This is a genomic window from Actinopolymorpha cephalotaxi, assembly GCF_013408535.1.
GTDB lineage: Bacteria > Actinomycetota > Actinomycetes > Propionibacteriales > Actinopolymorphaceae > Actinopolymorpha > Actinopolymorpha cephalotaxi.
On record NZ_JACBZA010000001.1, the window covers coordinates 603,424 to 617,651 of the forward strand.

Annotated in this window: 13 protein-coding genes; 6 read left to right on the forward strand and 7 right to left on the reverse strand. The window is 70.9% G+C overall.

Annotated features, from left to right (window positions below; all coding sequences use genetic code 11):
* Positions 1-191 precede the first annotated feature (191 nt).
* The 4 genes from FHR37_RS02705 to FHR37_RS02720 are packed head-to-tail and all read left to right on the forward strand — an operon-like array spanning position 192 to position 4,577.
* On the forward strand, positions 192-1,601 hold the full coding sequence (locus tag FHR37_RS02705; RefSeq protein WP_179770973.1) for an extracellular solute-binding protein: 1,410 nt from the start codon (positions 192-194) through the stop codon (positions 1,599-1,601).
* 16 nt (positions 1,602-1,617) lie between these two features.
* Positions 1,618-2,553: a carbohydrate ABC transporter permease gene (locus FHR37_RS02710; RefSeq protein ID WP_092886743.1), complete on the forward strand. Its 936-nt coding sequence runs from the start codon at positions 1,618-1,620 to the stop codon at positions 2,551-2,553.
* Entirely contained in the window at positions 2,553-3,368 is an 816-nt protein-coding gene (locus tag FHR37_RS02715) for a carbohydrate ABC transporter permease (protein WP_092886745.1), read from the forward strand. Before FHR37_RS02710 ends, FHR37_RS02715 begins: the two co-directional genes overlap by 1 nt.
* Positions 3,369-3,374: 6 nt before the next feature.
* Entirely contained in the window at positions 3,375-4,577 is a 1,203-nt protein-coding gene (locus FHR37_RS02720; protein WP_092886747.1) for an ABC transporter ATP-binding protein, read from the forward strand.
* A 76-nt stretch (positions 4,578-4,653) separates the two neighbouring features.
* Here the strand turns inward: FHR37_RS02720 and FHR37_RS02725 are convergent, their stop codons facing one another.
* The 5 genes from FHR37_RS02725 to FHR37_RS02745 all read right to left on the reverse strand — a co-directional run bounded on the left by FHR37_RS02725 (position 4,654) and on the right by FHR37_RS02745 (position 9,919).
* The gene (locus FHR37_RS02725) at positions 4,654-6,234 is read right to left on the reverse strand and encodes a multicopper oxidase family protein (protein ID WP_092887139.1); all 1,581 of its coding nucleotides are present in this window, start codon (positions 6,232-6,234) and stop codon (positions 4,654-4,656) included.
* Positions 6,231-6,719, reverse strand: coding sequence for a hypothetical protein (locus tag FHR37_RS02730; protein ID WP_092886749.1), 489 nt, complete (start codon positions 6,717-6,719; stop codon positions 6,231-6,233). Before FHR37_RS02730 ends, FHR37_RS02725 begins: the two co-directional genes overlap by 4 nt.
* A gap of 247 nt (positions 6,720-6,966) precedes the next feature.
* Positions 6,967-7,701, reverse strand: coding sequence for a DUF402 domain-containing protein (locus tag FHR37_RS02735; RefSeq protein ID WP_202818298.1), 735 nt, complete (start codon positions 7,699-7,701; stop codon positions 6,967-6,969).
* A 351-nt stretch (positions 7,702-8,052) separates the two neighbouring features.
* Positions 8,053-8,505: a pyrophosphohydrolase domain-containing protein gene (locus FHR37_RS02740; RefSeq protein WP_092886752.1), complete on the reverse strand. Its 453-nt coding sequence runs from the start codon at positions 8,503-8,505 to the stop codon at positions 8,053-8,055.
* A 13-nt stretch (positions 8,506-8,518) separates the two neighbouring features.
* Complete coding sequence (locus FHR37_RS02745) at positions 8,519-9,919, reverse strand: class II fumarate hydratase (protein ID WP_092886754.1); 1,401 nt, start codon at positions 9,917-9,919, stop codon at positions 8,519-8,521.
* Positions 9,920-9,970: 51 nt separating this feature from the next.
* Here FHR37_RS02745 and FHR37_RS02750 point away from each other — a divergent pair, with 51 nt between their 5' ends.
* Positions 9,971-11,209 (forward strand): citrate synthase, encoded by a 1,239-nt coding sequence (locus FHR37_RS02750; RefSeq protein WP_202818299.1) that lies wholly within the window; start codon positions 9,971-9,973, stop codon positions 11,207-11,209.
* A gap of 4 nt (positions 11,210-11,213) precedes the next feature.
* Here the strand turns inward: FHR37_RS02750 and FHR37_RS02755 are convergent, their stop codons facing one another.
* Both FHR37_RS02755 and FHR37_RS02760 read right to left on the reverse strand, forming a co-directional pair.
* Positions 11,214-12,479: a citrate synthase/methylcitrate synthase gene (locus tag FHR37_RS02755; protein ID WP_092886756.1), complete on the reverse strand. Its 1,266-nt coding sequence runs from the start codon at positions 12,477-12,479 to the stop codon at positions 11,214-11,216.
* Between the two features lie 184 nt (positions 12,480-12,663).
* Positions 12,664-13,422, reverse strand: a complete 759-nt coding sequence (locus FHR37_RS02760) for a spermidine synthase (protein ID WP_237768999.1) — start codon at positions 13,420-13,422, stop codon at positions 12,664-12,666.
* 151 nt (positions 13,423-13,573) lie between these two features.
* Here FHR37_RS02760 and FHR37_RS02765 point away from each other — a divergent pair, with 151 nt between their 5' ends.
* A complete protein-coding gene (locus FHR37_RS02765) occupies positions 13,574-14,188 on the forward strand; it encodes a DUF1707 SHOCT-like domain-containing protein (RefSeq protein ID WP_139239113.1) in 615 nt (204 codons plus the stop codon).
* The last annotated feature ends 40 nt before the right edge of the window (positions 14,189-14,228 follow it).

Sequence of the window (14,228 nt, forward strand, 5' to 3'; positions counted from 1 at the left end):
CCGCGTTTCCGCAGGCCCACGGTCGCGAACGCGGCGCAGCGGCCTGCGCTCTCGTGGTGTGGCGTGTTGCGGAATCGGTCAAGTGCGACAGGATGAAGGAACGGGACAAAAGTCCTCCACGACCATTCGTTCATCCTGTCTGATCGTGATCTGACCGAAGGAACGCGCAGGCGAGTCGACCTGGAGGCGCAGTGCGTGACGCAGCCGGCCGAAAGGGCCGGAGACCGCAGTCCAAGTACGCCGAACGACCTGCCGGGCGCCGCCGGGCGGCGCTGTTCGCGGCGCTCACCCTCGCGGCCGCGGCGGCCCTGGCCGGGTGCGGGAGCGACTCCGGGCCGCCGGTCGTGACGTGGTACGTCAACCCCGACAACGGCGGCCAGGCGAAGCTGGCGGCCAAGTGCACGCAGCAGGCCGGCGGGAAGTACCGCATCGCCACCGCGCTGCTGCCCCGCGACTCCACCGCCCAGCGCGAGCAACTCGTCCGCCGGCTCGCCGCCGGTGACAAGGGCATCGACCTGATGAGCCTCGACCTTCCCTACCTCGCGGAGTTCGCCAACGCGGGCTTCCTGCACAAGTTCCAGGGCAGCGAGGCGAGCGAGCTCACCAAGGGCATGCTGGCCGGGCCGCTGGAGGCGGCGAAGTGGAAGGACGAGCTCTACGCTGTCCCGTTCAACTCCAACACCCAGGTGCTGTGGTACCACAAGTCGGTCGCTGCGAAGGCCGGCCTGGACATCGGCCCCAACTCCGACGTGACCTGGAAGCAGGTCATCGCGGCCGCGGAGAAGTCCGGCACCACGGTGCAGGTGCAGGCGTCCCGCTACGAGGGCTACACCGTGCTGATCAACTCGCTGGTGGCCTCCGCGGGCGGGAAGATCCTGAAGAATCCCGAAGCGGGCAAGGACGTCACGCCCGCCATCGACTCCGCCGCCGGCCGTGCCGCCGCCGACGTGCTGCGCACGCTGGGGCGTTCGAAGGCGGCGTCGGCCGATATCAGCAACTCCGACGAGGGCACCAGCCAGGCCGGGTTCAACGCCGACAACGGCGGCTTCATGACCAACTGGCCGTTCGTCTACACCGCCGAGACCGGCACGCTGAACGACCTGAAGACGCAGCGCAAGAGCGCTCCGGCGGGCAAGCGGGCCGCGCTGGACAAGCAGATCAGGGAACAGCAAGCCAAGGTTGACGACTTCGGCTACGCCCGCTGGCCCGGCGTCGTCAAGGGCAGGCCGAGCGCGCCGCCGCTGGGCGGCATCAACCTCGCCGTCGGCGCGTTCAGCCAGCACACCAAGGAGTCGGTCGAGGCGGCGCGCTGCATCACCTCACCGGCCAGCCAGAAGGAGTACATGCTCGGCGAGGGCCTGCTGCCGACGGTCGAGTCGGTGTACGCAGATCCCGAGATCCGCAAGGCGTTCCCGATGGCCGGCCTGCTGCGGAAGTCGGTCGACCAGGGCGCGCCCCGGCCGATCACGCCGTACTACCCCGACATCACCGCGGCCGTCCAGCGCACCTGGCACCCGGCGTCGGCGGTCAGCCCGAGCAGGACTCCCGAGGCCACCGCGAAGCTGATCGTCGCGGTCCTCCACGACAAAGAGCTGATCTGAGGCGGAGGGAGGAACCATGACGACAACGACACTCGAGAAACCGGCTCCCTCGACCGCCAGGCGGCGCAGGCTGACCGACCGGGCCCGCCACGAGCAGCGGCTGGGGTGGTATCTCTGCGCCCCGGCCTTCATCGTGATGCTGGCGGTCACCGCCTATCCGATGCTGCAGGCGGTGTGGCTTTCCCTGCAGAGCTACCGGATCACCGACCCCGAGTCCCGGCGGTTCGTGGGCCTGGCCAACTACACGATGGTGCTGAGCGACGGACTGTGGTGGCGCGACGTCGGCGTCACCGTGCTGATCACCATCGTCACCGTGATCGTGGAGCTGATCATCGGCTTCGCGTTCGCGATGGTGATGCACCGCATCCTGTTCGGGCGGGGCATCGTCCGCACCGCCATCCTGGTGCCCTACGGCATCATCACGGTGGTCTCGGCGTTCGCCTGGAAGTTCGCGTTCGCGCCCGACTCGGGGTTCTTCAACTCCTGGTTCGGCCTGGACAACTACGACGTCTTCGCGCAGTTCGGCTCCTCGATCGCGGCGATCTCGATGTCGGAGATCTGGAAGACGACGCCGTTCATGTCGCTGCTGTTGCTGGCCGGGCTCGCGCAGGTCCCCGAGGACCTGCAGGAGGCCGCGAAGGTCGACGGCGCCACCTGGTGGCAGCGGCTGTGGAAGGTCACCATCCCCAACATGCGGGCGGCGATCATGGTCGCCCTGCTGTTCCGCACGCTGGACGCCTACCGCATCTTCGACAGCGTGTTCGTGATGACGAACGGCGCGCAGGGCACCGAGACGGTCTCCTTCCTGGCGTACCGGCAGATGATCACCCGCACGGCGGTGGGTCTCGGCTCGGCGGTGTCGGTGCTGTTGTTCCTCACGGTGCTGATCATCGCGTTCGTCTTCATCAAGCTGTTCCGGACCGACCTGTCCCAGGTGCGAGGTGATCGGTGATGAACGCCCGCAAGGTGTGGTGGGCGGTCGCCGGGCTGGCGATCGTCTTCTACACGCTGTTCCCGGTGGCGTGGATCCTTTCCCTGTCACTGAAGAAGGACGCCAACACGCCGGGCTTCTTCCCGACCGAGGCCACCTTCGACAACTACCGCACGGTGTTCGACTCGGGACTGTTCCTCAGCGCGCTGCGCAACTCCGTCGGCATCTCGCTGATCTCCACCGTCGCGTCGGTGGTGCTGGCCACGCTGGCCGCCTACGCGATCGCGCGGCTGGAGTTCAGGGGCAAGAAGCTGGTGCTGTCGATGGCGCTGGCGATCGCGATGTTCCCGACCATCTCGCTGGTGCCGCCGCTGTTCGACATGTGGCGGACGCTCGGGCTGTACGACACCTGGCTCGGGCTGATCATCCCCTACATGTCGTTCACCCTGCCGCTGGCGATCTGGACGCTCTCGGCGTTCTTCCGGGAGATCCCCTGGGAGATGGAGCAGGCCGCCCAGGTCGACGGCGCCACCCAGTGGCAGGCGTTCCGCAAGGTGATCGTCCCGCTGGCGGCCCCCGGTGTGTTCACCGCCGCCATCCTGACGTTCTTCTTCGCCTGGAACGACTTCGTGTTCGGCATCTCGCTGACCGCCTCCGACGCGGCCCGGCCGGTGCCCGCGGCGCTGGCGTTCTTCACGGGTGAGTCCTTCTTCGAACAACCCACGGCCGCGATCGCGGCGGCCGCGGTGGTCGTCACGATCCCGGTGATCGTGCTCGTCCTCTTCTTCCAGCGCAAGATCGTGGCCGGGCTGACGTCCGGCGCGGTGAAGGGTTGATGCGCCATGGCAGTCATCGAGTTGAAGAACATCGTCAAGGAGTACGGCGATGGTTATCCGGCCGTCAACGACGTGAGCCTGGAGATCGCCGACGGCGAGTTCATGATTCTCGTCGGCCCGTCCGGATGCGGCAAGTCCACCTTGCTCCGGATGATCGTGGGGCTGGAGGACATCACCTCCGGTGACCTGTTGATCGGCGGCGAACGCGTCAACGACAAGGCGCCGCGCGACCGCAACCTCGCGATGGTCTTCCAGAACTACGCGCTCTACCCCCACCTCACCGTCTACGAGAACATCGCGTTCCCGTTGCGGCTGGCCAAGCAGTCCGACGAGGACGTGCGGCAGAAGGTGGAGCGCGCCGCCGACCTGCTCGAGCTGGGCGAGCACCTGCAGCGCAAGCCGAGCCAGCTGTCCGGTGGTCAGCGCCAGCGGGTGGCGATGGGGCGGGCGATCGTCCGGGACGCGGAGGCGTTCCTGTTCGACGAGCCGCTGTCCAACCTCGACGCCAAGCTGCGTGGGCAGATGCGAACCGAGATCTCCCGGCTGCAGCGGCAGCTGGACACCACAACCGTCTACGTCACCCACGACCAGACCGAGGCGATGACCCTCGGGGACCGGGTTGCCGTTCTGCGCAAGGGTGTTCTGCAGCAGTGCGCGTCTCCGCGCGAGCTGTACGAGCAGCCGATCAACCTGTTCGTGGCGGGTTTCATCGGCGCGCCGCCGATGAACTTCCTACCGGCCACGGTGAAGGACGGCCGGATCGAGCTGCCGTTCGCCACCGTGCCGCTGCCCGACGTCTACGACGCGGCGGCCCTGGAAGGCCGCCTGCTGGTGGCGGGCATCCGGCCGGGTTCGTTCGAGGACGCGGAGTACGTCGACTCGGCCAAGCACCCGCGCGGTGAGACGTTCGAGGCGACCGTCGACGTGATCGAGTGGCTCGGCAACGAGCAGTACGCCTACGTGCCGTACGAGTCCGAGCAGGACCTGCGTGCCGAGATCGACACGCTGGCACAGGAACTCGACATGGAGGCGATGCGCCCGCAGCTCATCATCTCCCTCGACCCCGCCAGCCGGATCCGCGAGGGGCAGCCGGGCAGGTTCTGGTTGGACGTGTCGAAGATCCACCTGTTCGACCCCAAGGACGGTGCCAACCTCGGGTTGACACGGAAGAACTCGAACGCGACCAGCGGCGAGCCCACGCCTGCCTGAGCTTTTCCGCCTGGGCTTTTCTGCCTGGGCTTTTCTGCCTGGCAAGGGGCGAGTTGGATGATGGCCGACTTCGGGGTCAGACGACCTCGAAGTTGGCCATCATCGCCATGTCCTCGTGTTCGAGGTTGTGGCAGTGCAGCACGTACCTCCCGCGGTAGCCGTCGAAGCGGGCGATGATCTCCGCCGTCTGTGCGGGACGCAGGTCGAGGGTGTCCTTGCGGCCGAGGTCGGCCTTCGGCGGTTCGCCGTCGAGAGTGAGCACCTGGAACTGCACCAGGTGCAGGTGCACCGGATGTTCCACGTCACTGGTCAGCCGCCACACCTCGGTGGCACCGAGCCGGGGCCGGGCGAGGGTCTTCGCCGGGTCGAACGCCTCGCCGTTGACGGTCCAGCCGGCGTGCCCGTGCACGTCCCCGGACTCGAACGCGAACTCGCGGGTGACGCTCGCCTTCGCCGGGTCGAGCCGCTCGATCTTCGCCAGCCGGGCCGGCACGTGAGTCGTGTCGCGTTCTCGGCGTACGACCCGAAACCTCATCACCCGCGCGGCCCCGTCCTCACCGGCGGCGTTGGCGAGCACCACGGTCGTACCCACCGGAAACCGGCCGAAGTCGACCACCACGTCGACGCGTTCGCCCGGCGCGAGAGTGAGCGTGGACCGCGGCACCGGGCGGGCCAGCAGGCCGCCGTCGCTGCCGATCTGCACGAACGCGGGTTCGCCGGCGGGCGCGGGGCGCAGCGTGAGCTCGTAGCGCCGGGCGTTGGAGGCGTTCAGGATCCGCAGCCGGTAACGCGTCGCGCTGACGTCGAGATGTGGCCAGGGTGCGCCGTTGACCAGGATGACGTCGCCGAGCACACCGCCCGAGTACGCCTCCCGCACACCGGGCCGGTCGCGCAGGTGCGGGTCGAGCGCGGGGTAGAGCAGGTTGCCCTTCGGGCCGAAGGACCGGTCGCAGATCATCAGCGGGAGTTCGCGTTCGTCCCTGGGCAGGGGCAGCGCGTCCTCTTCGTCGTCGCGGACGAACCACATGCCGGCCAGCCCGCGCCACAGTTGCGGCGCGGTGAAGTCCATCCGGTGGTCGTGGTACCACAGCGGCGCGGCGGGCTGGTCGAGCGGGAAGTCGTACGTCCTGCTGCCGCGCGTCACCCGCGCCCGCGGGTCGGCCATGCCTGCCCTGCCCGCCGCGCCCGCCGTGCCGGTCGGGAAGTCGCCGTGCCGGGGGAGCAGCAGGTCGGTCGGGTAGCCGTCGCTCGCCGGTGGTGTGCGCCCGCCGTGCAGGTGGGTCACCACCGGCACCGGTAGCTCGTTGGTCTGGTGCACGACCACCCGTCGGCCGCTGCGCGCCTCGACCGTGGGCCCGGGGAACCGCCCGGCGTACCCCCAGATCCGCGTACGGGTACCGGGCAGGATCTCCTGCTCGGCCACCCGCGGCGACAGGTCGTAGTAGTCGGTGGTGGCGTCGCTGCGGGTGGGCCGGGCCACCGGCGGGATCGGCAACGGCACCCGGAACGGCAACGGTAGCTCGGCGGTGCTGGGCAGCAGCCGGGGCGCGGGGCTGCTGGTCCCCAGCAGGGAGCAAGCCGCGGTTGACGATGCCGTCAGCGCGCCGAGAGTCCCCGCGCCGAACAGCCGCAGCGCCTGCCGGCGGGTCAGGCTCACGGCCGGGAGGCAGCGGTGGAGGCGGCGAGGGAGCCGCCGCCCGGACGCGACCACGCCCGCATGACCATCACGATGATGCCGCCGAACAACGCCACCCCGAGCGGTACGTGCAGCAGCTTCTGGTGCTCACCGCCGAGGACGGCCTGTACGACGACGAGGACCAGCATCACGGCGCTGGGCACGATGATCCGGGCCGGACCACCACCGGGCTTCCACACCAGGATGGCCGCGACCACGGTGAGCAGGGAGAACGCGAACGCCAGGGTGGCGGTGCCGCCGTGCAGGTCCTTCGCACCCGACCGGCCCGCGACGATCATCCCGGCGGTGATCGCCTGCACGAAGATCGCGACCGCCTGCAGGGCAACCAGGGTGCGGAACGCGGTGAACGGCCAGGCCTTCGCCGGCGCTCCCGCGGGCCCGCCCGCTGCCTGCTGCCCGCCGGTGCGGGTACTCCTGGTGCCTGCCGAAGCGTCGTGTGTCGCCATGACCTGAGCCCTTCTCGCCCGTGGTGGCCGCGGCCGCGCCGTGGCTCGCTGCGGCCGCGGCTGCTCCGCGGCTCGTCGCGGTCCAGCCTCGCCGAGGGGACCGGTCGCCCGCGTCCTTCCCCGGAAGGTCCTGCTAGTACCGCGTCCGGCGTACTCAGAGCACGATCAGGTCGCCGGCCGGAGTAGGCCGGAGTAAGGCCGGAGCAGGTGTGGGTCGCGCGGCGGGCTGGTGGTCAGAAACTGTCGGTCAGAAATCGGCCCGGGCGCCGGGCGGCAGTGCGGGGATGGGCCACCTCGGGTCGGGACGCCAGTCCTCCCAGCCGTCGCGGAACGGCGAACCCCACCGGGCTACCACCTCCTCGACGGCACGGGCGTCCTTCTCGAATTCCGCGGCGTCGGCGGCGTCGTAGCGGCCCCAGCGGACGGCGGCGGCGAGTTCGTCCTCGTCCTTCCAGCGCACGGTGCGGTCGGGATGCACCACGACGTCGAGGACGTGATCCTGGGTCACCACGTGGAGGTCGTCACGGACGTGGACGTCCTCGAGGTTGACGTACCAGTTGCGGAATCTCCCGTCGGGAAGCCAGAACAGCCAGACCGACCACGGGACACCGGTCGGCGCGACCTTGAGGATGCCCGTTCCGCGCCAGCGGTCCCGCTTGAGCGCGCGGTTGTCCGGCCTTCGGTACCAGTCGTCGATCTGGGCGGCGCGCAGGTCGCGGCCGTCGGTGAGCACCGGCCGCAGCACCGGGGTCCCCGGCGCCAGCCAGGCCACCAGGGCGTCGGCGTCGTCGCGTACGACAGTCATCGGCCGGACGGTCTCCGGACTCCCCGGCAGCCAGGTGCGCCGACGGTAGTGCCACCAGATGTGCGTGCCCGGCTGCCAGTACGGCGGTGGGCCGGACGGGCGCATCCCGGCGGTCCCGGGACGCTGGGCGGGCAGACCGCCCGGATCGGGAGTCGTACCGGAGGAAACGTTCACCATCGCGATCCTAGTCGCGAACGATCGCCGGTACCCGGGTCGTGGTCATCCTCGGCCAACCGGCTCAGCAGGCACCGACGCTGCGGGTCCGGCGGGATTCTTCCGCGGAAGAATCCCGCCGATGGAAGACATAGCCCCGGGACATGATCTGAGGATCAGGGGCCGACCGGGGCTCTTCGTGCAAGACGCTACCCAGAAATCTCGCCGCCGACTCCTCCGCAGAATGGTCCGGCCGCGTCGGGAGTGCTGCGCGAGAAGAGATTCTGGTGCCGGGAAAAGGCGTGGCCCCGGGGCATGATCCGAAGAGCAGAGGCCTACCGGGGCTTTTCGCGAATGACGGTACCACTTGTCGTCTCAGCTGGATTCTTCCGCGGAAGAATCCGCGTGGCCCGCGTCTCGCAGGAGGGGGGCAATGTCCGGTGCGGCGAATCCCGGCCCCTTCACCACCTTGCCGTCCGCCCGCAGGATCGGGCGGCCGCCCGGGCCGAGCTTGCTCATGTTGGAGCGGTGCACCTCGGCGAGTACGGCATCCAGCGGGATGCCGTACTCGCACGCCGTTCCGTAGATCACGTACGTCATGTCGGCGAGCGCGTCGGCCACCGCCACCAGGTCACCGGCCGCGGCGGCCTCGACGTACTCCTCGAACTCCTCACGCAGCAAGGCGATCCGCAGCCGCCAGGAGTCCGGGCGCGGCACCGGGGCGTCGGAGGCTCCGAGCCCGAACGCCTCGTGGAACTCCCGCGCCATCACGGCCACCCCGGCGACCGCGGCCACCCGGGCCGTCGGCTCGCGCTCCCCGTCCAGCATCGCCGGTCCCAGATCAGGGATGCGTCATCGACAGGACGTCGAGTGCCTTGTCGAGTTGCTCCTCGGTGAGATCGCCGCGCTCGACGTACCCCTGCTCGATCACGACCTGCCGGATGGTCTTGCGTTCGGCGAGTGAGGTCTTCGCGACCTTCGCGGCGTTCTCGTAGCCGATGTAGCGGTTCAGCGGGGTGACCACCGACGGCGAGGACTCGGCGTACTCGCGGCAGCGTTCGGCGTTGGCGGTGATGCCGGCCACCAGCCGGTCGGCGAACAGCACGCTCACGTTGGTGAGCAGCCGGATCGACTCCAGCAGGTTGCGGGCGATCACCGGCAGCATGACGTTGAGCTCGAAGTCGCCCTGCGAACCCGCGAACGCCACCGCGGCGTCGTTGCCGACGACCTGCGCCACCACCTGCCGGGCGGCCTCGGGGATGACCGGGTTGACCTTGCCGGGCATGATGCTCGACCCCGGCTGCAGGTCGGGCAGCGCCAGCTCACCGAGGCCGGCGCGCGGGCCGGAGCCCATCCAGCGAATGTCGTTGGCCGCCTTGTAGAGGCCGACCGCGATCGTACGCAGCTGACCGGACAGCTCGACCAGCGCGTCGCGGGCGCCCTGCGCCTCGAAGTGGTTGCGGGCCTCCCGCAGCGGCAGCCCGGTCGTCTCGACGAGTTCGGCGATCACCTTCTCGGCGAACCCGGGCGGGGTGTTGATGCCGGTGCCGACCGCGGTGCCGCCGAGCGGCAGCTCGCCGACGCGGGGGAGCGTGGACTCCACCCGCTCGATGCCGTACCGGATCTGTGCGGCGTAACCGCCGAACTCCTGGCCGAGTGTCACCGGCGTGGCGTCCATCAGGTGCGTACGCCCCGACTTCACCACCGTGGCGAACTCCGTCGCCTTCGTCTCCAGCGAGTCCGACAGGTGCGACAGCGCCGGGATCAGGTCGTTGAGGACGGCATACGTCGCGGCGATGTGGATGGAGGAGGGGAACACGTCGTTGCTGGACTGCGAGGCGTTGACATGGTCGTTGGGGTGGACGGACCGGCCGAGCGCCTCGGTGGCCAGCGTGGCCAGCACCTCGTTGGTGTTCATGTTGCTGGAGGTGCCCGAGCCGGTCTGGAACACGTCGATCGGGAAGTGCACGTCGTGGGTGCCGGCGGCCACCGCGGCCGCGGCCTCCTGGATCGCCTTGGCGAGGTCGGCGTCGATGACGCCGAGCTCCGCGTTGACCTTCGCCGCCGCGCCCTTGATCAGGGCGAGTGCCCGGATGTGCTGGGCCTCCAGCATCGAGCCGGAGATCGGGAAGTTCTCCACCGCGCGCTGGGTCTGGGCCCGCCACTTCGCCTCGGCGGGAACCCTGACCTCGCCCATGGTGTCGCGTTCGATCCGGTAGTCCTGCTCTCGCTCCTGCGCCATGGCCCGACTCTATTCCGCCCGCCTCGTCGTCGATGTGATGAGGTTGCCGATGTGAGCGAGTCCACCCGCTGGATGACCACCGCCCAGGCCGCCGACCTGCTCGGGGTGAAGGCCGAGACGGTGTACGCCTACGTGAGCCGGGGCGTGCTGACCCGGCACCCGGGTGCGGACCGGCGGTCGTCGCGGTTCGACCGGATCGAGGTCGAACGCCTGGCCCGGAGGAACCGCCGCGGCGGCCGGGCGGGCGCGCTGGAGGTGGTCGTCGACACCGGGCTGACGTTGCTCGACCCGGAGGGCGCGCTGTACTACCGCGGACGGGACGCGATCGCGCTCGCCCGGACGGAGTCGTTCGAGGCGGTCGCCGGGCTGTTGTGGGAGAGCGCGTACGCCGGGCCGTGGCAGGCCTCCGCCGCGGCGGTCGAGGTGGGCCGGCGGGCACAGGAGGCGTTGCCCGCGTCCACCCGGCCGGTGGACCGGATGCGGGTGGTGGTGGCCGCGCTGGCCGCCGCGGACCCGATGCGCGACGACCGGCGCCCGGCGGCGGTGGTGGCGTCCGCCCGGGCGCTGGTCGCCGGCATCGTCGACTCCCTGCCCGAACGCTCGCCCGTCACCGGGTCGTCGGTTGCCGAACGGTTGTGGTCGCGGCTGGCCGACCGGGCACCCGGGCCGGGTGAGATCCGGGCGCTGAACGCGGCGCTGGTCCTGCTCGCCGACCACGAGCTCGCCGCCTCCACCCTCGCCGCCCGGGTCGCGGCGTCGGTGTGGGCCGATCCGTACCTCGTGGTGCTCACCGGGCTGAGTGCGGGCGGCGGGATCCTGCACGGTGCGAGTGCCTCGGGCCTGGAGTCGTTGTTGCGTACGACACCGGACCCGGCGGCGGTGCCCCGGGTGGTCGGTGACCGGCTGCGTGGCGGAGAACACCTGCCGGGGTTCGGCCACAAGGTCTACACCGGCCGGGATCCGCGCGCGGACGCCCTGCTGGAGCTGGTACGCGAGGCCGACGGGGACTCCGCGCAAGCTGGGGTTGACGCTGTTGTGGCAGAACTGGTGCGGGTGGTCGGCCGGCACGGCGGCCCGGCGCCCAACGTGGACCTGGCGCTGGCCGCACTCGCTGTCAAGTTCGGCTTGACAGAGGGGTCCGGCGAGATGGTCTTCCTGTTCGGGCGGATCGCGGGGCTGGTCGCGCACGCGCTGGAGGAGTACCCCCATCGGGTACGGTTCCGGCCCCGCGCCCTCTACACCGGCCCGCCGCCCGGTGCGCCGCCCGATGCGCCGAGCACCCGGGGCTGAGCCGTCAGAGGTCCGGCACCGGCTGCGGGGGAGGCGTCCCGACGTACTTCGCGTCCGGCCGGATGATCTTGCGGTCGCGCGCCTGCTCCAGCACGTGCGCCGACCAGCCGATCACCCGGCTGGAGGCGAACGTCGGGGTGAACATGCTCCGCGGCAGTCCGCACAGCTCCATCACCACGCCGGCGTAGAACTCCACGTTGGTGTGGATCTCCCGGTCCGGCTTGAGTTCGGCGAGCAGCGCGAGCACCCGGCTCTCCACCGCCATCGCGAACTCCACCAGGTCGCCGCCGAGTTCCTGGGCGGTACCGCGCAGCATGCGCGAGCGCGGATCCTCGGTGCGGTAGACGGGGTGGCCGAACCCCATGATCCGCTCGCCGCGCTCGATGCGTTCGCGCACCCACCCGTCGATCCGGTCCGGCGTACCGATCGCGTCCAACGCGTCCAGCGCGCGGCTCGGCGCACCGCCGTGCAGCGGACCGGACAGCGCGCCGACCGCGCCGACCAGGCAGGCCGCGACGTCCGCGCCGGTGGAGGCGATCACCCGGGCGGTGAACGTGGAGGCGTTGAAGCCGTGGTCGATGGTGGAGACGAGGTAGCGCTCGACGGCGCGGGCGTGCTCGGGGCGGGGATCGGTGCCGGTCAGCATGAAGAGGTAGTTCGCGGCGTACGGCAGATCCGGGCGGGGCGGGATCGGCTGCTCGCCGCGCGCCAGCCGGTGCAGCGCGGTCAGCAGGGTGGGCACCTGTGCACACAGGCGCAGCGCGTCCTCGCGCCGGGCCTCCTCGTCCAGGTCCCACACCGGCCGCATGCCCTGCGCCGCGCCGGCGAGGGAGAGCGCGGTCCGCAGGCCGTCGAGGGGCGCGGGGGCCGCGGCGGCGATCGCGGGCAGTACGTCCCGTACGCCGGCCGGCAGTTCGCGGTAGGCGGCGAGGCGGGCGGTGAACTCCGCGCGCTGTGCGCGGTCGGGCAGTTCTCCGGCGAACAGCAGGTGCCAGACGTCCTCGACCGTACGGCGCTCGGCGAGGTCGACCGCGGAGTACTGCCGGTAGTGGTAGAAGCCCTCCCGCCCGCGGACGTGGCCGATCGAGGTGTCGGTGACGCTCACCCCGGCCAGGCCGGGCGGGACGACGATCTGACCGGCGTCGGCGTCGGCGCCGGTGCCAGCGCCGGCACTGGCGCTTGTGGCGGTCGGGGCGCCGGGCTTGGCGTCGTGGCGCGTGCTGCCGGGGTCGCCGGACTGGGAGCGCGTGGTGGCGGCGGTGGACGGCATGGGTGACCTCCCGTGGATGCGGATGACAGGAGCGTCCGGCCGAACGAAATACCTTGTCAATGTTGATCGGATCAACCTGTGGCGTTGCTACGCGGAGGATCCGTACGGAGGTGACGCGTTTCACGCCCGGATGAGGTCCGGCCGCGGTCCGGGGCTCAGGCGGCGTTCCGGCCGTGGTCAGGGCTCAGCCGACGTTCCGGCCGACGTAGAGGTAGTAGTCCAGCTGCCGGCCCTCCCGGGGGACCACCCGGTGGAGCTCCTGGCAGGTCCCGAACTCCCGCTCCAGCCGGCGGCGCAGGCCCGTGGACCGGGTGGCCGACCACACCGCGACCACCCCGCCCGGCCGCAGGGCGCGCCGTACGACGCCGAGGAACGGGCGTTCGTACACCTCGGTGTTGGCGCGGTGCACGAGGAAGTCCGGGCCGTTGTCGACGTCCAGCAGGATCGCGTCGGCGCCACCGGCGGGCAGAGCCGGCAGCCAGCGGCGTACGTCGGCGACGTGGGCGTGTACCCGTTCGTCGGCGAGGACGCCCGCCGTGGGCGGGACCAGCCCGTCGCGTACCCAGTCGACGACGGCGGGCTCGAGTTCGATCACGTCGACCCGGGCGACCCGGGCGTCGGCGAGGAGTTCGCGCACCGTGAACCCCAGGCCCAGGCCACCGACGACCACAGACCAGGCGGCGCCGGCCGGTGCGTACGCCAGCGCGGCCCGGGCGAGCAGGCGCTCGGTGGTGGTCTCCAGCGTGTCCATGACGAAGGTGCCGTTGGTGATCAGCTCGTACACCTCGCCGGTGCCGTCGGGCTCCAGCGACCGGCGGCGCAGGGCGACCGAGCCCCGCGGCGTCTCGTCGGCGGCCAGGGTCACCGGCCGCGTCGGGTCGAAGGCCACACCAGCGTCAGGAACAGGGCCGCGAACAGGGTCGGGAACGGGGTCGGGCAGCACGGCCCCACCCTAGGCTGGGCCGCGAAGGTGCCGGCGCGGGTGATGCGTGATCCGCCGGGCGCGTCCTGGCTGTCGTTCGTCGGGAGGAGGCCACGGCCGCGCTCAGCGGCTAACCTTCAGAGGCTGTGACAGTGAGGTCGAGGGAGTGACGATGAGCAACACCCCGTGGGCGTCCGGCGGCTCCGGTGAGCTTCGTGCCTCCGACGCCGACCGCGAGCAGACCGCAGAGGTGCTCAGGCGCGCCGCCGGGGCCGGCCGGCTGGACTTCGAGGAGTTGGACAACCGGCTCGAACGCACCTACGCGGCGAGGACCTACGCCGAACTCGTGCCGCTGACCGCGGACCTGCCCGAGGCCGCCGAGCGGCCGTCCCGTCAGCAGGGCGGCACCGCCGCGAACGCCCCGGCCCGTCCGGGACCCGCGGAGGTGAACGCCCTGCTCAGCTCGCAGAAGGTGAACGGCCGCTGGCTGGTGCCGCCGCGGCTGTCCGCCCGCGCGTATCTCGGCGACGTGACCCTGGACTTCACCGAGGCGGCCATCCCGCACGAGGTCGTCCTGGACGTCCAGGTGGGCATGGGCCAGCTCACGCTGATCGTTCCCGACGACATCGCCGTGGACTTCGAGCGTGGGACGACCGTCCTCGCCGAACGCAAGAACAAGACCCGTGGGGTGCAGGGGCCCGGCACCCCGGTGATCAGGGTGCGCGGGACCGTCGTCCTCGGTGAGCTCACGGCGAAGCCGCCGCGCCGCGGGTGGTTCCGCCGCTGAGCGACCGGAGCGCTCAGGCCCCGAGCGACCGGAGCGCTCA